The sequence below is a fragment of the Nocardia sp. NPDC051833 genome, assembly GCF_040681225.1.
Classification (GTDB): domain Bacteria; phylum Actinomycetota; class Actinomycetes; order Mycobacteriales; family Mycobacteriaceae; genus Nocardia.
This window is the reverse complement of sequence record NZ_JBFAYK010000004.1, coordinates 207,830-227,834: the sequence shown is the minus strand read 5'-3', so window position 1 is coordinate 227,834 and position 20,005 is coordinate 207,830. Positions and strand designations below refer to the sequence as shown.

Genomic DNA, 20,005 nt, shown 5'->3' with positions numbered 1-20,005 from the left:
CTCCCGGTGACGACGCGGACCCGCCGCGGCGCCAGTCGCGCTCGGATCGAACCGAATCCGGCGTGCGCGGCGCGGCCGGACGGCGGGACGGTGTGGAAGGTCATGGGCTCGCCCTTTCGGTTCGTGAGGATGGCTGGCATCGCTCTAACCATCTAACAACAGATAGAAGGTTAGACCGGAGGTGTTTGATTCCCGGTTCGGGGAAAAACTTTCGGATGGGCGACGAAACGCCTTCGCGGCGTACTCAGAACCTACGGCGCGAGCGGGGCGGCGACGGCGGACCGCTGACGCCGCGCAGCGGACTTTCCGCGCCAGCCCGTCCGGCCGGAAATTCGGTTGGGGCACCACGACCGCCGTGGACTAGCATCCGCTGGTGATCGACAGCACCATCCCGGTACGCACCGCCCGGCTGATCCGGGCGACCGCACGGGATGTCGGGGTCACCGAGGCCGAGCTGCGGCATCTGCCAGGCCCCGATCCCGCGGGCATCGCCGACGGACTGTCCCGCATCCCCACCGAATCGACCTGGCGCATCTGGGAACTCGTCGACGCGGCCGGCGGTCCCGGCGCCGGGCTGCGCGCGGGCGCGGCCACCGAGCGCGGGCAGCTGCTCGAATGGGACTACCTGTTCACCAGCGCGCCCACCCTGGCCGAGAGCGTCCGCGCCGCGTTCGATCTGCGGGCACTGGTCACCGATCCGGGCGTCGGCTGGACCGTGCGCGAGGACGGCGGACTGCTGGTCCTGCGGTTCGACGCGATCGAGCCGGATCCGCTGCTGGCTCCGGTCGAGGACTTCGTCCTGACGACGGTGCTGCGGCGGATGCGCGAGGCCACGCGCACGGCGATCACGCCCGTGCACGTCGCGCTCAGCCGGCGCGCGCCCGCCACCCGGCAGCACCTCGTCGACGTCTTCGGCACCCGGCAGATCGACTTCGGCGCCCCACGCGCCCAGCTGACCTTCCTCGACGTCGCCGCGCTGCCCACCGGCACCGACCCGCACCTGGGCGCCCTGGTGCGGCAGCACGCCGAGCTCGCCCTCGCCACCTCCGGCCCCGTCCCCACCTACCGAGAAGCGCTGCGCGCCGCGATCCTCGACGAACTCGCCGCGGGCGACCTCGAACTCCCCGCCGTCGCGGCCCGCTTCGCCGCCAGCCCACGCACCTTCCAGCGCAGGCTCGCCGAGGCGGGCACCACCTGGCGCGACGAAGTCGACGCCGCCCGCCGCGAGCGCGCCGAAGCGCTCCTGCGCGAGTCCGACCTCCCCGTCCAGTCCATCGCCGCCCGCCTCGGCTACAGCGACGCCCGCACCCTGCGCCGCTCCTTCCGGCGCTGGACCGGCCAGAGCCCGGACACCTTCCGGCGGGCCGCCGGGCCGGGAAACACGAACGGCGCGTTCACCCGAAGGTGAACGCGCCGTTCGGCGGAGAACGAACTAGCGGCCGATGGCCGCGGCCATCACGCGGACGGCGGAGATCAGGCCGTCGATCAGGTTGCCCTGACGGAACGACGCCAGCGCGGCGGTGACGCCCAGCTGGCAGATGCGATCGTTGGCACGCTCGGCGACGTTGGCGCCGGAGCGCACCTCGATGGCGTGCTGGTTCGGCGAGACCGCGATGAGCACCGAGTCGGCCGCCTCGGGGGTGTTCGGCAGGACCGCGTCGGCGCCGGCCGCCGGGTCGTTGCCGAGATCGCCGAGGTAGATGTTGAAGCGGACCTTGGTCGCGCGGGTCGCCTCGGTGAGCGCGTTGTCGAGCATGATGCGCTCACGGTCGGTGAACGGCACCTCGTCGAAGACGGTGCCCGGCTCGTGCACGCCCGAGACGCGGCCGCTGCTGGTCAGCGCGAATCCGTGCGGCAGGTCGGCTTCGACCACCGCAGGCCAATTAGAACTTGCCACTTGCCCGGCCTCCGATCAGCTCCGCGTTCGCGGCGTCGAGAGCCGCATGGCTGCCATGCGACTCGGCGGTGTGGTGACCCGCCGCGGCGGTCACCTCATCGGTAGCACTCCACAGCACCGGCTGGTGGGTCCACTTCTGCCCGAGCGCGAAGTGGGCCGGCTTCTCGCCGGGGAATGGCTTACCGAGATAGGACAAACCCGCGATCGCGAAGTAGATCGCGGCCGGGATGCCGACGAAGATCAGCACTGTCTCGAGAATGCTCACGGACCAACGGTAGACGATGCTGTGTAGTAGTTCATCCTCCGGCACTCCCGAAACCGCGTGTCCGCCCTCCTCAGACCAGCCAGGCCGCCGCGTTCGCGGGCAGCCGGTCGTCGGCGACCGGGGCGCTGGCCAGCAGCACTTCCCCCGGCGGCAGCTGGATCGGCCCGTCGGAGGCGTTGAGGACACAGATCAGTCCCCCGGGCCTACGGAAGGCCAGGCACCCGTCCGGGCTGCCGTACCACTCGATCCGGTCGCCCGCGAATTCCGGTCGCGTGCCGCGCACGTCGATCGCCAGCCGGTACAGCGACAGGGTCGAATGCAGGGTCTCCAGCTGGGCTTCCACCGTGCGGTCGGCCCAGTCGGCGGGGATCGGCAGCCACGGGGTGCCCGTGGTGAAGCCGAACGGCGTGGCCGCACCCTCCCACGGGATCGGCACCCGGCAGCCGTCGCGCCCGCGTTCGGTGTGGCCGGAGCGCTCCCACACCGGGTCCCGCAGCGCTTCCTCGGGCAGATCGTCGACATTGGGCAGGCCGAGTTCGGCGCCGTTGTAGACGAAGACCGCGCCGGGCAGGGCCAGCTCGACCATCATCATCGCCCGCGCCCGCGCCACCCCGGTCCGGCCGTCGCCGTAGCGGGTGACCTCGCGTTCGATGTCGTGATTCGACAGCGTCCAGGTCGGCGGGGCGCCGACACCGCTCACCGCGTCGAGCGAGTGCGTGATCGCCGCGCGCACGCCCTCGGCGGTGAACGGGGTCTCGGCCAGCCGGAAGTTGAACGCCAGGTGCAGTTCGTCCGGGCGCACGTACTCGCCGAAGCGGGTGTTGTCGTCGACCCACACCTCACCGATCGACACCGCGTGCGGGTAGTCGTCGAGCACCGTGCGGATGCGGCGGTGGATGGCGTGCACGCCCGGATTGTTGAAGCGGGGATCGTCGTCGTCGTGGACCAGCATCTTGGTCTCGACCTTCGCCATGTCGGGCAGCCCGTCGGGCTTGGCCATCCCGTGCGCGACATCGATGCGGAAGCCGTCGACCCCGCGGTCGAGCCAGAACCGCAGCGTCTTCTCGAAATCGGCGGCGACCTCGGGATTCTCCCAGTTCAGGTCCGGTTGTTCGGGCGCGAAGATGTGCAGGTACCACTGGCCCGGCGTGCCGTCCGGCTCGGTGACCCTGGTCCAGGCCGGGCCGCCGAAGATGCTCGGCCAGTTGTTGGGCGGCTCGGCGCCGTCGGGGCCGCGGCCGTCGCGGAACAGATAGCGGGCCCGCTCGGGGCTGCCCGGTGACGCCTCCAGCGCCGCGGCGAACCACGGGTGCTCGACGCTGGTGTGGTTGGGCACCAGGTCCATCGTCACCTTGATCTCGCGGTCGTGTGCCTCGGCGATCAGCTCGTCGAAGGCGGCCAGCCCGCCGAACAGGGGGTCGATGTCGCGCGGGTCGGCCACGTCGTAGCCGCCGTCGGCCTGCGGCGAGCGCATCACCGGACAGATCCACAGCGCGTCGATGCCCAGTAACTCCAGGTAGCCCAGCTTCTCGCGAACGCCGCCCAGGTCGCCGACGCCGTCACCGTCGGAGTCCGCGAACGAGCGTGGGTAGACCTGATAGAACACGGCGGTTGTCCACCACGGAGCGGTGCTGTTTTCCCCCGGCACCGGCGAGGCAGGTGTCTGTGTCACAACCGCAATATTGCCAAAGATTGCCCGGGATATTCCTACGGCGCGAGACTTTCTGCGAATCTGGCAAATCGCCAGCGTTCGCCACGCCGGGGTGAAACACCGGGGTAAACCTCGGCATCGAGCCGAAACCGCGGCGCCACCTGCCGGTCATCAGCGAACGCGGGGCACCCTCACCCTCAGCCGGGCGCGTTCTGCAGCGAGGCGGCCGCCATCTGGAAGTAGTCCATCAACTGCTTGCGGTGCGCGTCGTCCAGGATCGACGGCTCGATCTCGCCGACCGCGATGGTCATGCACCGCATCCAGGCGTCGCGCTCGAGCGGGCCGACGACGAACGGGTGGTGCCGCATCCGCAGCCGCGGGTGCCCGCGCTCGTCGGAGTAGGTGCGCGGACCACCCCAGTACTGCTCGAGGAACATCCGCAGCCTGCGCTCGGCCGGGCCGAGGTCCTCCTCCGGGTACAGCGGGCGCAGGATCTCGTCGGCAGCGACCTCGCGATAGAACACGGACACGATGCGGCGGAACGTCTCGGCGCCACCCACCGCTTCGTAGAACGAGGTCGTTGTCTGCTCACCTGAAGTCACGGCCTCCATTGTGCCCCGATGGCCCGGCGGGCGGCCGGGCGGCAGCCGCGGTCACGAACGCGCGGCCCTTCAACCACAGTTCACCCGAAAGTTTGAAAAATAGCCGTGCAATACCGGCGGAACCATGGTCAACTGGGGGGCAGTATCGGCCCCAGATACCACATGATCCTGCCAATCATGAAATTGAGGTCAAGATGAAGCAGCGACCAGGCGCCCGGTCACACGAGGCGCGCGCGCACCGACAACTCCAGCCCGCCGACGTCCACAATCGTGGCTCGGGGGCCATTCCGCTGCACATCTTGTCCGATCACCATCCGGGCGCACACGGTCATCACGACCTGCCGCATCACCCCGCGCCATTGCACCTTGCCGGAGACCACGACGCCGCCGCATGGCGCAAACGCCGGGTCCTCCTCCTCAACGCCACCTACGAGCCGCTCACCGCGCTGTCCGCGCGCCGTGCTGTCGTCCTGCTGATCTGCGCCAAAGCCGACGCCGTTCACGACAACCCCGAAGCCCCGGTCCTGCATTCGGCGGGTGCCGAAGTGGCGATTCCCTCCGTCATCCGGTTGCGCACCTATGTGCGCGTGCCCTATCGCGCCCGGGTGCCGATGACCCGTGCCGCGCTCATGCACCGTGACCGCTATCGCTGCGGATACTGCGGCGGCAAGGCCGAGACCATCGACCACGTGATCCCGCGCAGCCGCGGCGGCGAGCACTCGTGGGAGAACTGCGTCGCCAGCTGCGCCCCCTGTAACCACCGCAAGGCCGACAAGATGCTCACCGAGCTCGGCTGGACACTGCGCCATCCCCTGGTTTCCCCCAAGGGCCCGCACTGGCGGCTGCTGTCCACCACCGCCGACCTGGATCCGATCTGGTTGCAGTACCTCGGCGAAGGAGCCGCCTGACTCAGGGGCTCTCGATGACCATCGAGGCCCAGGTCCCCGGCTCGAGCGCCTCGAAGATGTGCGGAAGATCGCCCAGGTAGCGGACGTAGTCGCCGGGGCCGATCTCGATGGGCTCGTCCGCCGGGCCGACCAGCGCGCGCCCGGCGGCCAGCACCACGTGCTCGACCACGCCCGGGTTGTGCGGGTCGGAGCGGCGGGTGTGGCCGGGCTCGGCCGCGACCCGGTAGACGTCGCAGCGGGTGTGTGACTGGCCGGCTGCGAGCAACGTCACTCGGTAGTCCGCGTCGGCCGACGGTACCGGCGCGCCCTCGTCGGCGCGGATCACCTGGACGTTGGGCCGGGGCGGGTCCAGCAGCCGCGAGAACGGCATCTCCAGCGCGACGCACAGTGCCCACAGGGTTTCCAGGCTGGGATTGCCGGTGCCCGATTCCAGTTGGGACAGTGTCGATTTCGCGACGCCGGCCCGGCTCGCGACCTCGGTCAGCGACAAACCCGCGCGTGCGCGTTCGCGACGCAGCGACGCCGCGATCACCGCTTGGGGTGGTCCGGTCACCGGGTCCTGCCGGTCCATCTACGCCTCCTGGGAGCTGGCGATGTCGCGTTGACTTTACCCACCCGGCCCGTTCATTATGAGAAACATGCGTTCGATATGGCGAACACTCGATCGGCGAACCCTCACCGCCGTGGCCGCGGCCTGCCTGGCCGTCGGCCTCTTCGGCGTGTCCTACGGCGCGTCGACGATCGCGGCCGGATTCCCGGTCTGGATGCCGATCGTGATGGCGGTGACCGTGCTGGCCGGCGGGTCCGAGCTGCTGTTCTTCGGCATCGTCGCGGCCGGTGGCAGCCCGCTCGCCGCCGTGGTCGCCGGACTGCTGCTCAACGCCAGGCACCTGCCGTACGGCCTGTCCGCGCCGGAGGTGTTCGGCCGGGGCTGGCAGCGGGCGCTCGGCATCCACGTGCTCAACGACGAGTCGGTCGCGTTCGCGACCGCGCCCGGTGACCAGGAGCGCAAGCGCGCCGCGTACTGGGCCTGCGGCATCGGCGTCGCCCTGAGCTGGCCGCTCGGCGCGAGCATCGGCGCCGCCCTCGGTTCGCTCGTTCCCGACACCTCGGCCCTCGGCCTCGACGCGGTCTTCCCGGTCATCCTGCTCGCGCTCATCCTGCCCGCCCTGCGCGACCGCGCCACCCTGCGCCCGGTCCTGGTCGGCGCGGCTCTCGCCGTGGTCGCCGCCCCGTTCGTGCCCGCCGGGCTGCCGGTGCTGATCGCCCTGCTCGGCCTGGTGTTCGCGCTGCGTCCGCCGGAGAAAACCATCACCCCGACGGCGCAACCATGCTGACCTCGACCACTCCACCGGGCCTACGGACAACCCCGGCCCGAGCGATGTCCACCCGGCAAGCACCGTCGCCGCGGGCTGTACCCACCGCGGTCGCCAACGCTGCACGGCGGTGTGCCGCGTGAACACCCCGTACCTGCTCCCCGCGATGCTCGCCCTCGCCGTCGGCACCTACGCGCTGCGCTGGACCGGACCCGCCCTGCGGCATCGACTCCGCTTGTCGCCCAGGATGATCCACTTGCTCGACACCGGCGCTCTGATCCTGCTCGCGGCGCTGGTCGCGACAGCCACCCTCCCGACCGGCTCCGGTGACCTGGGCATCGCGCTGCCCGCCGGAGTCGGCGTCGGCGGCGTCCTCGCTTGGCGTCGCGCTCCTCTGCTGGTCACCGTGATCGCCGCCGCGGCGACCACGGCACTCCTGCGTCTGGCCGGCGTGCACTGACCCGGCTCACCATCCGGTGCCACCGCTCGCGACGCGTCGCCTCGCGGGTGTCCACCGACTGTGTCGTCGCACCGGGCAACACCGCCCCGGTGAACCCCACCGGGGCGCCGCGATGGCGGGGTGCTCGCGGTGTCCACCGGCGTCCTCGTCGCACCGGGCCACACTGTCCAGGCGAACACCCCATCGGGCGCCGCTACGGCGGGGTGCACTCAGGTGCCCACCGACGTTCTCGTCGCACCGGCCCACGCCGTCCGGGTGACCCACCGGGCGCCACGATATCGGGGTGCTCGCGGGTGTCCACCGACGTCCTCGTCGCACCGGGCCACGCCGCCCGGGTGACCACACGGGGCGCCGCGACGGCGGGGTGCACGCAGGTCCACCGACGTCCTCGTCGCACCGGACCAGGCCGTCCAGGTGAACACCCACCGGGCGCCGCGATGGCGGGGTGCTCGCTAATGCCGTGCGCCGGATCCGGCGGCGACGACCGCCGCTTCACTCGGTGGCACGTCGTCGACTCGGAAACGATGTCCGACCGGACTGGCACTATGTCGGCCGTGACCACCATCGAACGGCCGATGCCGCCCCTGGATGCCGATGAACGCGCGACCGCGGAGGCGTGGCTCGACTTCTATCGCGCGACGCTGGCGCTCAAATGTCAGGGCCTCGACGATGCCCAGTTGCGGATCGCGGCAGCGCCGTCGGTGCTGACACTGCTCGGTCTGCTCCAGCACATGGCCGAGGTGGAACGGAACTGGTTCCGCCGGGTCCTCGCCGGGGAGCAGGCGCCGCCGATCTACGACCCGACCGCCGACACCGCCGGACACGACGGCGGGTTCGACCTCGCCGACGACTCGTCCTACGACAAGGCCATCGCGATCTGGCACGACGAGATCGCCCAGGCCCGCCGCAACTGCGCCGCACGCGACCTGGACGACACCAGCCCGTTCCTGGACGGCCGGGTCAGTCTGCGCTGGATCTACACACACATGATCGCCGAGTACGCGCGCCACTGTGGCCACGCGGATCTCCTCCGCGAACGCATCGACGGCACCACCGGCGTCTGATCCGTCGCAGGCCCGCGGTTCTGCCGACCGCGCCGGGCCGGGCGGACGTCAGCTGGGCGACAACGGGATTCCGCCGCCGAGGCGACGCGCGACCGAACCGTAGCGGGCGTCGAGGCGCAGCCAGGTGCGGGTGGCGCGGACCCGGACCAGTTCCGTGGGCTGGATGCGGCGCGATTCGGCCTTCTCCCCCGCGTGCGGGATGAAATCCATGGCGGTGAGGGCGAAGACCACGCGCATCGGGACCTCGACGGCGAGATCGTCCGCGCCGGTGACGGTGAGCACCGACTGGTCGAGCAGCGAGGCGGGCGGGCCGTGGGCGCCGCCGTGCTCGCGGGCCAGGTCGGCTCCGCGCTCGGCCAGCTCGACGAGGGCCCGGGCCGGGACGTCGTCGACGTGGGTGAAGCCTTCGGCGGGTGGCAGCGCGCCGCGCCAGGCCGAGTCCATCGAATAGCCGAGGTCGATCGGATGACCGGTGCGCAGCCCCGCCAGCACCGTGTCGGCGCCGACGGTGACATCGTCGACGCCGAGCTCGGCGGTCACGGTGCGCACCGCGAGGGTCTCGAAACCTGTTGCGACCCACGCGGAGACGAGGCTGGAACCACGCCGCCGCAACCGGACGACGGCGGCGGCGTCGAGCCGGATCGCCCGGGTGAGGAAGGTGGCCAGGTTCTCGCGTTCGGCCGGATCGGGCGCGTGCAGCACCCGCTGTTCGGAGCTCACGGACGTCAGGCCCGCCACAGGGCCAGGTAGTCGCGTTCGGTGTCGCTGAGCCTGCGCAACCGCTGGGTCTCGATGTCGAACGCGGCGAGCTGGGTGGTGGCGGTGACCGCGGGTGTCGAATCCGGGGCGGCGCCGCTGGCGCGCACCTCGTAGCCGATCGTGAAATCGACCGCCCGCAACTGCTTGACCCACATGGCGATGTCGAGCGGGGTGTCCTCGTGCCGCAACTGACCCCGGTACTTCACATGCAGGTCGACCAGCACACAGCCCTGCCGCCCCATCGACGCCGTCGGCTTGTCCTCGTCGAACAGCCACGGAATCCTGGCCTCTTCCAGCAGGGTCACCATCCGCGCGTGGTTGACGTGCTGGAACACGTCCATGTCCGACCAGCGGATCTCGACCTTGGCGTGAAAGCGCTGGGGCAACACCAGGTTCGCCCCCGGCGCGGCCGTGGCTGTGTTCGGCGAGCTCGTCACCGTGGTACCTCCGATTGGGCGCCCACCCCGCTCACCATGCTCCGCACCTGTCGCGCGGCGACCGACAGTGTGGCGAGGTCGTGGGTCCCGGACTCGAACAATTCCGACAGGGCCGCGCGCGCACGACCCAGCCGGGACTGGTTCTTCGACTCCCAGTATGCAATTTTCTCGTCGGCCGTCTCCTCCGGGTCACCCGCGGACAGCACATCGAGGGTGAGCGAGCGCAGCGAACCGTACATGTCGTCGCGCAGCGCGAGCCGGGCCAGCGCGTGCCAGCGGTCGCCGCGTTCGAGGTGGCTGACCGCCTCGAGCAGCCAGTCGATCTTGAGGTGCTCGTTGAGCGCGTAGTACAGCGCGCCCACCTCGGTGCCGTCCCGGTCGGCGATATCGGCGATGTCGACGATGTCGAGCAGCGGGTACAGGCTCAGCAGCCCGAACACCTCGGTCGCCAGCTCGGTCGGCGCGCCACGGGCGATCAGTTCGGCCGCGCCCTGGGTGAGCGAGGTGACGTGGTGCCCGCGCAGCCAGCCCGGCACCTGCGGCGCCAGCTCCTGCACCCGGCGGTGGTAGCGGTTGATCTCCGCACCGACCGCGATCGGCTGCGGCCGGTTGCTGAGCAGCCAGCGCGAGGCCCGGTCCAGCGTCCGCTTGGACTCCAGCTCCAGCAGATCGCACACCCCGGCGGGCGCGTCGGCGCTGCGGATGCGCGCCCACACGTCGTGCAGCTCGAAGATCTCGGCGGCCGCGGCGAACGCGCGCACGGTATCGGAGGTGCTGGCGCCGACCTCCTCGTTGAGCCGGTGCGCGTAGGTGATGCCGGCGTAGTCGACGACCTCGTTGACGATCATCGTGGTGACGATCTCGCGGCGCAGCCGGTGCTTCTTGATCGCGGCGCCGAACCGCTCGCGCAGCGGCGTCGGGAAGTACAGCGGCAGCCTGCGCGCGAAGTAGACGCTGTCGGGCAGATCGGTGTCGAGCAGATCGGCCTTGAGCCCCAGCTTGACGTGCGCGAGCAGGTTGGCCAGCTCCGGCGAGGTGAGCCCGCGGCCCTCCTCGTCGCGCCGCTTCAGCTCGACGTCGGTCGGCAGCGCCTCCAGCTCACGATCCAGGCCGCGCCGCTGCTCGAGATCGTCGATGACGCGGGCGTGCACGCTGACCATCTGCGGCGCGTCGGTGCGCGCGATGCCGATCAGCACGTTCTGATCGACGTTGTCCTGCAACACCATCCGCGCGACCTCGTCGGTCATCGAGGCCAGCAGCGGATTGCGGTCGGCGGGCGCCAGCGCGCCCGCGCTCACCACGCCGTCGAGCAGCACCTTGATGTTGACCTCGTGGTCGGAGCAGTCGACGCCCGCGGAGTTGTCCAGCGCGTCGGTGTTCATCTTGCCGCCGCCCCGGCAGAACTCGATCCGGCCCAGCGCGGTGGCGCCCAGGTTGCCGCCCTCGCCGATCACCTTGACCCGCAACTGATTACCGTCGACCCGGACCGCGTCGTTGGACTTGTCGCCCACCTCGGCATTGGATTCGCTCGCGGCCTTGACGTAGGTGCCGATGCCACCGTTCCACAGCAGCTGGACGGGGGCGAGCAGGATCGCCCGCACCAGTTCCGGCGGCGTGAGCGCCTGCACCGAGTCGGGCAGACCCAGGGCGAGCCGGGCCTGCGGCGAGATCGGCACCGACTTCACGGTCCGCTCGAACACACCGCCGCCCGCGCTGATCAGCGACCGGTCGTAGTCGGCCCAGGAGGACCGCGGCAGCGCGAACAGCCGCTCGCGTTCGGCATAGGAGGTGGCGGCGTCGGGGTTCGGGTCGAGGAAGATGTGCCGGTGGTCGAACGCGGCGACCAGGCGGATGTGGCGCGAGAGCAGCATGCCGTTGCCGAACACGTCGCCGCTCATGTCGCCGACGCCGACGACGGTGAAGTCCTGGCTCTGGGTGTCGATGCCCATCTCGCGGAAGTGCCGCTTGACCGCTTCCCACGCGCCCCTGGCGGTGATGCCCATGGCCTTGTGGTCGTAGCCGGCCGAGCCGCCGGAGGCGAACGCGTCACCGAGCCAGAAGCCGTAGCGGGTGGCCACGTCGTTGGCGATGTCGGAGAAGCTGGCGGTGCCCTTGTCGGCGGCGACGACCAGGTAGGTGTCGTCGCCGTCGCGGCGGACCACCCGGGCGGGCGGCAGCACGGCGCCGGTGGCCAGGTCGACATTGTCGGTCACATCGAGCAGGCCGGAGATGAAGGTGCGGTAGCAGGCGACGCCCTCGGCGATGCTCGCCTGCCGGTCGACGGCGGGATCACCGGTGGCGGCGGGCGGGTTCTTCACCACGAAGCCGCCCTTCGCGCCGACCGGCACGATCACCGCGTTCTTCACCGCCTGCGCCTTCACCAGACCCAGGATCTCGGTGCGGAAGTCCTCGAGCCGGTCCGACCAGCGCAGACCACCACGCGCCACCGACCCGAACCGCAGGTGCACGCCCTCGACCCGGGGCGAGTAGACGAAGATCTCGAATTGCGGTCGTGGCTTGGGCAATTCGGCGATCTCGCGCGGCTCCACCTTGAACGACAGGTACTCGCGCGGGCGGTCCTCGGCGTCGACGACGTAGTAGTTGGTGCGCAGCGTCGCCTTGATCAGGCCGAGGATGGCGCGCAGGATGCGGTCGGCATCCATGCTGACCACCTGGTCGATACCGGCGCGGACCTTCGTCTCGAGCTCCACCGCGACCTCGGCCGAGACGGTGTCCGGATCGAACCGCGCGGCGAACAGGTCGACGAACGCGCGCGCGACCTCCGGATGTGCCAGCAGCACCCGGGCGATATTCACCTGGCTGTACGGGAAACCGGCCTGCTGCAGGTACTTCGCGTACGCGCGCAGGATCGCCACCGACCGCCACGGGAGTCCGGCCCGCAGCACCAGCTCGTTGAGGCCGTCGGCCTCGGCCCGGCCGTACCAGACCGCCTCGAAGGCCTCGGTGAACCGGGAGTGCAGCTCGTCCTCGTGGGTGGCCTGCTCGAGCAGTTCGGCGTCGAGGTCGCCACCGAGCGCGTTGCGCAGCAGTTCGGGGCGCGCTTGCAGGCCGAAGTCGTAGATCCAGCGCTCGGCGCCGGTCTCCAGTTCCAGCTGGTAGGGCCGCTCGTCGACCACCTCGACGCCGAGACTCTGCAGCACCGGCAGCACCTGGCTCAGTGAGACGCCCGATCCGGCGATGTAGAGGCTGAAGCGCCACGACCCGGGCGCGGCTTCCGGCTTGCGGTACAGGTGCTGACCGATGCCGCCCTCGGTGAGCCGTTCCAGCCTGCCGATATCGGCCAGCGCCCTGGCCGGACCGAAGTCCTCCTTGTAGCTTTCCGGGAACGCCTCCGAATACCGTTTCACCACAGCGGGATCCAGCACCGTGGAGGTGGAGACCGCGTCGTCGATCCGGTCGTCCCAGGTGTGGCTGGCGGCGTTCAGCAGGGCCTGCAGGCGCAGCCGGTTGTCCTCGGAGGTGTCGGGTGCCGCGGTGGCGTCGGCGGGCAGCGTGACCGTGAAATACACACTGGCGAGCTCGCTTTCGCTCACCCTCGCCGAGTAGTCGATGTCGGCGCCACCGAGCTCGCGAACCAGGATCTCCTGCATCTGCAGCCGCACGGCCGTGGTGTAGCGATCCCGCGGCAGGTACACCATGCAGGCCACGAAACGGCCGTAGCTGTCACTGCGCAGGAACAGCCGCACCTGCCTGCGCAGGGCGACACCGAGCACGGCAACCGCGGTGCGGCGCATCGCCTCGGTGTCGGCGGAGAAGAGTTCGGTCCGCGGGAAGGACTCGATCACCTCGAGCATGGCCTGCCCGGAGAACGAGTCCTTGTCGAACCCGGCGGCCTCGATCGCGGTCCGCACCCTGGTGTTGATGACCGGGATGTCGAGCACGTTCTCGTGCACCGCGCTGACGGTGAACACGCCGATGAACAGGTGCACGCCGACCACGGCACCCGCGTCGTCGACATCGGCGACACCGACGAAGTAGGGGTACACCGAGCGGTGCACGGTCGCGCGGACCAGGCCCTGGGTGAGCATCAGCAGCGGACGGTCGCCGCCGTTGATCGGCACCTGGAAGTCGGTGCCGATGTCGGCGCGCAGCACGCCGAGGCTCGCGCCGGCCACCTGCGTGGACACGGTGTGGCCGTGCTCGGTGTCGCGCCGGTAGCGCGCGTAGCCGAGCAGCGTGAAATTGCCGCGGGACAGCCAGCGCAGCAGCTGCGCGCATTCGGCCAGATCGGTGGCGGGGAACGGGGCCGAACCCGAGCCCGCGGTGCGGTCGAGCTGGTCGGCCAGCGAGCTCTGCACCCTGGTCATCGCCTCGGTGTCGTCGATGACCTGACGGACGTCGGCGACCACCTCGGGCAGCGTGCGTTCGATGTGGTCGAGCTGGGCCCGGCTGGTCGACGGGTGCAGCTGCAGGTGCATCCACGACTCCGGCTTGCCGGTCGCGCCGTTGCCGTCCACCTCGTGCGGCGCGGCGGTGACCAGCGCGCCGTGCTCGTCGCGGGTGACCTCGAAGATCGGGTGGATGACCTCGGTGACACTCACCTGCATCCGCCCCAGAGCCGCGGTGATCGACTCGACCAGCAGCGGCATGTCGTCGGTGACCAGCTGCACCGCCGCGCCCATGCCCGAGCCGTCGTCGGGATGGTAGACCCGCACCAGCGCCGTGCCGGCGGGGCGCTCGGCGGCCAATTCCATGTGCCGCCGGAAGATCTGATTGATGCCGGTGACCGGGAAGTCCGCGTCACCGGCGTCGACGTGTCGGAAATACGCCCCCTCGAGTGTCGCGAGATCACCGCGCAGACTCTGCGGGATTCCCGCGGCCCACGCCGCGCTCGACATTTCCGACGAGACCGTCATCGTTTCGCCCACTCCCATGGATTCGGTTCGCTTCGATTCCGCAACTCAGGTGACGCAAATTCGAGACTAGCCGGGGCTCCACGGACACGCGGAGGGAATTTCAGCTTGCCGCGCCGGTAACTTGGCCAACGTTCGGTGAACGCCGGGGAAGGCGTCGCTACCAGTCGTTTTCACGCGCTGACGCCGACGGCCCGGCGGAAGGATCATCGAGGATCGTTCCGCCGGGCCGCCGCAGCAAACTCTGGATCAGTCGCGGGTCAGCTTGCGGTGGGTCACGCGGTGCGGGCGCGCCGCTTCGGCACCGAGGCGGTCGATCTTGTTCGCCTCGTAGGCCTCGAAGTTGCCCTCGAACCAGAACCACTTGGCTTCGTTGTCGCTGTCGCCCTCCCACGCCAGGATGTGGGTGCAGGTGCGGTCCAGGAACCACCGGTCGTGGGAGATCACGACGGCACAGCCGGGGAACTGCTCGAGCGCGTTCTCCAGCGAGCTGAGGGTTTCGACGTCGAGGTCGTTGGTCGGCTCGTCGAGCAGGATCAGGTTGCCGCCCTGCTTGAGGGTCAGCGCCAGGTTCAGGCGGTTGCGCTCACCACCGGAGAGCACACCGGCCGGCTTCTGCTGGTCCGGGCCCTTGAAGCCGAACGCGCTGACGTAGGCGCGCGAGGGCATCTCCTGGTTGCCGACCTCGATGAAGTCGAGCCCGTCGGAGACGACCTGCCAGACGTTCTTGTTCGGGTCGATGCCCGCGCGGTTCTGGTCGACGTAGCTGAGCTTGACCGTCTCGCCGACCTTGACCTCGCCGCTGTCCGGCGCCTCCAGCCCGACGATGGTCTTGAACAGCGTGGTCTTACCGACACCGTTGGGGCCGATCACGCCGACGATGCCGTTGCGCGGCAGCGTGAAGGACAGATCCTTGATCAGCTGACGATCGCCGAAGCCCTTGTCGAGGTTCGACACGTTGACCACGATGTCGCCCAGGCGCGGACCCGCGGGGATCTGGATCTCCTCGAAGTCCAACTTGCGGTGCTTCTCGGCCTCCGCGGCCATCTCCTCGTAGCGACCGAGGCGGGCCTTGTTCTTGGCCTGCCGGGCCTTGGCGCCGGAGCGCACCCAGGCCAGCTCCTCCTTGAGGCGCTTCTGCAGCTTCTGGTCCTTCTTGCCCTGGACCTCGAGGCGCTGGGCCTTCTTCTCCAGGTAGGTGGAGTAGTTGCCCTCGTACGGGTACGCGCGGCCGCGGTCGAGTTCGAGGATCCACTGGGCGACGTTGTCGAGGAAGTACCGGTCGTGGGTGACGGCCAGCACGGCGCCCGGGTAGGCGGCCAGGTGCTGCTCGAGCCACAGCACGCTCTCGGCGTCAAGGTGGTTGGTCGGCTCGTCGAGCAGCAGCAGGTCGGGCTTGCTCAGCAGCAGCTTGCACAGCGCGACGCGACGGCGCTCACCACCGGAGAGGTTGGTGACCGGCTCGTCCGGCGGCGGGCAGCGCAGCGCGTCCATGGCCTGCTCGAGCTGGGAGTCGACATCCCACGCGTCGGCGTGGTCGAGGAACTCCTGCAGCTTGCCCATCTCGTCCATGAGCTCGTCGGAGTAGTCGGTAGCCATCAGTTCGGCGATCTCGTTGAAGCGATCCAGCTTCACCTTGACCTCGCCGAGGCCCTCCTCCACGTTGCCGCGGACGGTCTTCTCCTCGTTGAGGTGCGGCTCCTGCATGAGGATGCCCACGGTGGCGCCGGGCGCGAGGAACGCCTCACCGTTGTTCGGCCGGTCCAGCCCCGCCATGATCTTCAGCACGGACGACTTACCCGCGCCGTTCGGGCCGACCACACCGATCTTGGCGCCGGGCAGGAAGTTCAGCGTCACGTCGTCGAGGATGACCTTGTCGCCGTGCGCCTTGCGAACCTTGATCATCTGATAAATGAACTCAGCCATATACGGAAGCCTATCGGTGCGGTTAACGGGGGTGAGATGCGGAGCGGGCCGGTGCCGCGGATGCGACCCTCAGGCCTCGACCTGCACGGGCGTACCGGAGATCGGCACCGCAACCGGCGATCGCGCCGGGAGGGAATCCGCCGCGGTCGTAGAGGCTACGGCAGTGGGTACCGTCGGCGCATACTCGGTCGCGTCCGCCACGGGGACCGGGGGTACAGCACCCCGGCGGTCCGAAATATTCCGCACGGCGTGCGGAGCGGAGCGGGCAGCGTCGGATCGCCGGACGACCGACGCGCTGCACCGCCCCAGATCAGGGCCGACGGCGACCGCGCGCATCTCCAGATCCCGGCGCTCGGTGCCGTCCTTGCCGCGGTACTCGTGCGAGCGCAGCTGACCGTAGGCGATCACCGGATCGCCCCGATGCAGCGACCGGTCCACCCCGGTCACCAGCCTCCGCCAGCAGCTCACCGTGAGATACAGCGTGCCGTTGTCCACCCATTCCCCGGCCGCGGCGTCGAACCGGCGCGAATTGCTCGCCATCCGGAAGGTCACCACCTGCTCACCGTTGGCCAGATCACGCCGGGCCGGATGGGTCACCACCGTGCCGATCACCGTCGCGTGTGCCTCGTACATCGAATCCGCCCCCACTCGGTCGCTGTTTGTTGCGCTGACCATCCAAGGATGGACTCGCGAACAGCCGAACGGGCGGGCGCGGACACGACTGGGGACAACCTCGACGGTTGTGGAGATCTCCTGTGTCAGAGCACGGGGAGTTCGGTGTTCGCCCCGCACAGGACGACGATCGGGCGCACGCCCGGGTCCGGGCGGTAGACACCGCTCTGCACCGCGGCCAGCGCGGCGGCGCCCTCCAGCTCGACGACGACGCGGAATTCGCGCCACAGGTACTCCCTGGCCGCGGTGATCGCGTCGTCGGCCACCGACAGGGCGGGCATCCGATGCCTGCGTGCGATGTCGAAGGCGATCTCGCCGACCCGGGTCGCGCACAGCAGCTCGGTGGCCCTGGCCTTCGCGTCGATGTCGACCGGCCTGCCCGCGGCCAGCGCGGCCGAGAGCGCGGGGGTGTGTTCGGACTCCACGCCGACGATCTGCCTGCGCCTGCCCAGCGCGGCGCCGAGACCGGCGATCAGCCCGCCGCCACCGATCGCCGCCAGCACCGGCGGCCGCCCGCGCACCTGTTCCTCCAGTTCGAGGCCGATCACACCGGCGCCCGCGACGACGGCGGGCATGTCGTAGGCGTGCAGGTGCTGGGCGCCGCGTTCGGCGGCCAGCGTCACCGCCCTGCGTTGCGCCTCGGCGTAGCTCGTGCCGTGCCAGAGCACCTCGGCGCCGTGCGCCCACATCGCGGCGACCTTGGTGTGCGGGGCCGACTCCGGCACCACCACCGTGCAGGCCTTGCCCAGCTGCGCGGCGGCCAGCGCGACCGCGATCCCGGCATTGCCGCCGGACGCGACGACGACGTGGTCGGCGCCCTTGTCCGCGGCCAGCAGCGCGTTGAGCGCGCCACGCACCTTGAACGTGCCGCCGTGCTGCAGGAACTCCAGCTTCAGCGAGACCGGGACGGCGCCGTCGGGCCCGTCGACGGTCGTGTGGAACACCGGGGTCTTGCGCACCCGGCCCGACAGCCTGCGCCGCGCCGCCCGCACATCCGTGCGCTGCACGCGATGCGGTTCGGCGCGCTGTGTCGCATTCACCGGCACACCGCAACCACTCACTGACGCACCTCGCCGTCGCGACGCGCCAGCTCGGCGTACATCGCGTTGTAGGCGGTGAGTTCGGCGTCGTTGTCGCGGTCGGCGGCCCGGTCGGTGCGCTTGGCCAGGCGCTGATCGCTGCGCGACCACTGGATCAGCAGGGCCAGCATCACCACGACCAGCGGCACCTCGCCGCTGGCCCAGGCGAAACTGCCGCCGTTGCGCTGGTCGGCGAGCAGATCGATGTTCCAGCCGAGGCCGAGGGTGCGGTAGAACCAGCCGCCGAGCACGGTGTTCATGCTCATCAGCGCGATACCGAAGAACGCGTGGAACGGCAGAGTGCCGAACACCATGGCGAGCTTGGTCAGCGGCGCCACCTCGCGCGGCTTCGGATCGATGCCGATCACCACCCAGTAGAACAGGTAGCCGCTGATCAGGAAGTGCGCGTTCATCATCAGGTGCGCGGCGTGCGAGTCGACGTAGGTGTCGAAGATCCCGCCCAGATACAGCGCGTAGAACCCGGCCACGAAGATGATCGACGCCACTACCGGCTGGGTCAGGAATCGGGAGACCGGGTTGTGCACCGCGGCCAGGATCCACTCGCGCGGACCCGGCACACCCTCGCGTCCGGCGGGCGGCAGCGCGCGCAACGCCAGCGTCACCGCGCCGCCGAGGGCGAGCAGGATCGGCGCCAGCATCGACAGCGCCATGTGCGCGCCCATGTGCACGCTGAACATGGCGGGCGAGTACCGGCCGACACCCGAGGACGTGGCCAGCAACAGCACCAGACAGCCGCTGCACCAGGCGATGGTCCGCCCGACCGGCCAGGCGTCGCCGCGCTTGCGCAGGCGGTACACCCCGAGCAGGTAGAGGGCCGCGAGCACGATCGCGAGGGTGCCGAAGATCAGATCGAAGCGCCAGTCGAACAGCAGTCGGCCGACCGTCGGCGGCCCGGCCAGGGTGTAGCCGAGTTCCACTTCTACCGGCGTCGGGATCGAGGTGGGCGGCGGGGGCGGGGTGCGCCCGAGGCCGACGGCCAGGCCGATGGTGGCCGCGAAGATCAGCATCTCCACCCCGGCGAAGCGGATGAGCGCCCTGCGGTCGCGCGGATCGGCGGCGAGCGCGGGCAGCGCGGCCCGGCGCTGCAGGTAGCCGAGCACGCCGAGGACCAGCAGCGCCGCCACCTTGGCCAGCACCAGCTTGCCGTAGGTCGTGCTGAACAGGTCGGCGGCGGGCAGCCGGACCCAGGCGTTGACCACGCCGCTGAGACCGATCACCACGAACGCGATGGTCGCGGCGACCGAGAACCGCCGCGCGGCGACATCGGTGCCCGCACCGCCGCGCAGGGCGTGCGCGAGCACGGCGATCAGGCCGCCGACCCAGACCGCGGCCGCGACCATGTGCAGGATCAGCGAGTTGGTGGCCACATCGTGGGCGCCGCCGGAGGACGAATGCCCGGTCAGCGCGAGCGGCATCATGGTGATCAGCGAGCCCGCCAGCAGCAGCGGCGTCCAGCCCCAGCGCAGGGCCAGGCGGCAGCCGATGGCGACGATCAGCGCGAGCAGCGTGGTGGTCCGCCACGCGCCGGCGACCTCGACCTGGGCGATCACCGGCCACAGCACCTCGGGCCGCCAGATGTCACCGACCGGCTGCCCGGTCGTGTCCGAGACCGTCAGCGGCACCAGCAGCGCCGCGCAGCCCGCCCAGACCAGCGCGGCGTCGGCGGCCCGGCGCACCGCGCGGTAGCCACCGGCTTCGAGCAGTCCGCTGTCGCGGGGCGGCAGCAGGAACGCGGCGAACAGCAGCGAGCCGACGGTCACCGCGGCGGCCAGATCGGCCACCGCCCGCAGCGCGGGCAAGCCATATGTTGTCAACGGCCCCGGATCGGGTATACCCAGCAGACTGAGGGCCTGCGCCGCCGACAATCCGACCACGATCGCCGCGACGACCGCGGCCATCGCTCCGGCGACGACGCCCAGTACCCCGAACGTCGCGGCGTTCCCTGTCGGCGCAGCCCGACCCGCTTCCACCGGTGGCGCGCCGTCCACGGCGGGTCCAGCGGAACGGTCCTGCGATAACGACATGACAACGAGGGTAGTTCGACCTGCCCGGAGCCGACCCGATGGGGCGGCGC

Annotated in this window: 17 protein-coding genes; 5 read left to right on the top strand and 12 right to left on the bottom strand. The window is 70.4% G+C overall.

What is annotated here, in order from left to right; all coding sequences use genetic code 11:
- Positions 1-373: 373 nt before the first annotated feature.
- Positions 374-1,408 carry a helix-turn-helix domain-containing protein gene (locus AB0L91_RS29435; RefSeq protein ID WP_365015635.1) on the top strand — a complete coding sequence of 345 codons (1,035 nt, stop codon included), beginning with the start codon at positions 374-376 and terminating at the stop codon, positions 1,406-1,408.
- A 24-nt stretch (positions 1,409-1,432) separates the two neighbouring features.
- Here the strand turns inward: AB0L91_RS29435 and AB0L91_RS29430 are convergent, their stop codons facing one another.
- The 4 genes from AB0L91_RS29430 to AB0L91_RS29415 form a co-directional block, all read right to left on the bottom strand.
- Positions 1,433-1,897, bottom strand: a complete 465-nt coding sequence (locus AB0L91_RS29430; protein ID WP_355276990.1) for a DUF5130 domain-containing protein — start codon at positions 1,895-1,897, stop codon at positions 1,433-1,435.
- On the bottom strand, positions 1,884-2,162 hold the full coding sequence (locus AB0L91_RS29425; protein WP_355276987.1) for a hypothetical protein: 279 nt from the start codon (positions 2,160-2,162) through the stop codon (positions 1,884-1,886). The genes AB0L91_RS29430 and AB0L91_RS29425 overlap by 14 nt, the downstream gene beginning before the upstream one ends.
- A 70-nt stretch (positions 2,163-2,232) precedes the next feature.
- Positions 2,233-3,834 (bottom strand): glycoside hydrolase family 13 protein, encoded by a 1,602-nt coding sequence (locus tag AB0L91_RS29420; protein ID WP_365015632.1) that lies wholly within the window; start codon positions 3,832-3,834, stop codon positions 2,233-2,235.
- A gap of 176 nt (positions 3,835-4,010) precedes the next feature.
- Positions 4,011-4,424, bottom strand: coding sequence for a globin (locus AB0L91_RS29415; protein WP_355276981.1), 414 nt, complete (start codon positions 4,422-4,424; stop codon positions 4,011-4,013).
- Between the two features lie 185 nt (positions 4,425-4,609).
- On the opposite strand from AB0L91_RS29415, the gene AB0L91_RS29410 reads away from it, so the two are divergent.
- A complete protein-coding gene (locus AB0L91_RS29410; RefSeq protein WP_255588610.1) occupies positions 4,610-5,323 on the top strand; it encodes an HNH endonuclease in 714 nt (237 codons plus the stop codon).
- Between the two features lies 1 nt (position 5,324).
- Here AB0L91_RS29410 and AB0L91_RS29405 read toward each other — a convergent pair whose 3' ends face one another.
- Entirely contained in the window at positions 5,325-5,894 is a 570-nt protein-coding gene (locus tag AB0L91_RS29405) for an XRE family transcriptional regulator (RefSeq protein ID WP_355276977.1), read from the bottom strand.
- A gap of 67 nt (positions 5,895-5,961) precedes the next feature.
- Between AB0L91_RS29405 and AB0L91_RS29400 the strand changes: the two genes are divergently transcribed.
- The 3 genes from AB0L91_RS29400 to AB0L91_RS29390 all read left to right on the top strand — a co-directional run bounded on the left by AB0L91_RS29400 (position 5,962) and on the right by AB0L91_RS29390 (position 8,163).
- A complete protein-coding gene (locus AB0L91_RS29400) occupies positions 5,962-6,660 on the top strand; it encodes an AzlC family ABC transporter permease (RefSeq protein WP_365015629.1) in 699 nt (232 codons plus the stop codon).
- A 118-nt stretch (positions 6,661-6,778) separates the two neighbouring features.
- A complete protein-coding gene (locus tag AB0L91_RS29395) occupies positions 6,779-7,099 on the top strand; it encodes an AzlD domain-containing protein (protein WP_365015627.1) in 321 nt (106 codons plus the stop codon).
- A gap of 554 nt (positions 7,100-7,653) precedes the next feature.
- Positions 7,654-8,163 (top strand): DinB family protein, encoded by a 510-nt coding sequence (locus AB0L91_RS29390; protein WP_365015625.1) that lies wholly within the window; start codon positions 7,654-7,656, stop codon positions 8,161-8,163.
- A gap of 48 nt (positions 8,164-8,211) precedes the next feature.
- Here the strand turns inward: AB0L91_RS29390 and AB0L91_RS29385 are convergent, their stop codons facing one another.
- The 7 genes from AB0L91_RS29385 to AB0L91_RS29355 all read right to left on the bottom strand — a co-directional run bounded on the left by AB0L91_RS29385 (position 8,212) and on the right by AB0L91_RS29355 (position 19,955).
- On the bottom strand, positions 8,212-8,883 hold the full coding sequence (locus AB0L91_RS29385) for a hypothetical protein (RefSeq protein ID WP_365015623.1): 672 nt from the start codon (positions 8,881-8,883) through the stop codon (positions 8,212-8,214).
- Between the two features lie 5 nt (positions 8,884-8,888).
- Positions 8,889-9,314: a thioesterase family protein gene (locus AB0L91_RS29380; RefSeq protein ID WP_355277193.1), complete on the bottom strand. Its 426-nt coding sequence runs from the start codon at positions 9,312-9,314 to the stop codon at positions 8,889-8,891.
- A 41-nt stretch (positions 9,315-9,355) separates the two neighbouring features.
- Positions 9,356-14,236 carry an NAD-glutamate dehydrogenase gene (locus AB0L91_RS29375; RefSeq protein ID WP_365015621.1) on the bottom strand — a complete coding sequence of 1,627 codons (4,881 nt, stop codon included), beginning with the start codon at positions 14,234-14,236 and terminating at the stop codon, positions 9,356-9,358.
- 246 nt (positions 14,237-14,482) lie between these two features.
- Positions 14,483-16,159 (bottom strand): energy-dependent translational throttle protein EttA, encoded by a 1,677-nt coding sequence (gene ettA, locus AB0L91_RS29370; protein WP_355276963.1) that lies wholly within the window; start codon positions 16,157-16,159, stop codon positions 14,483-14,485.
- Positions 16,160-16,228: 69 nt separating this feature from the next.
- Positions 16,229-16,792: a single-stranded DNA-binding protein gene (locus AB0L91_RS29365; RefSeq protein WP_365015619.1), complete on the bottom strand. Its 564-nt coding sequence runs from the start codon at positions 16,790-16,792 to the stop codon at positions 16,229-16,231.
- A 125-nt stretch (positions 16,793-16,917) separates the two neighbouring features.
- On the bottom strand, positions 16,918-17,871 hold the full coding sequence (locus AB0L91_RS29360) for a serine/threonine dehydratase (RefSeq protein WP_365015617.1): 954 nt from the start codon (positions 17,869-17,871) through the stop codon (positions 16,918-16,920).
- 17 nt (positions 17,872-17,888) lie between these two features.
- Positions 17,889-19,955, bottom strand: coding sequence for a cytochrome c oxidase assembly protein (locus AB0L91_RS29355; RefSeq protein WP_365015615.1), 2,067 nt, complete (start codon positions 19,953-19,955; stop codon positions 17,889-17,891).
- Positions 19,956-20,005: the final 50 nt, after the last annotated feature.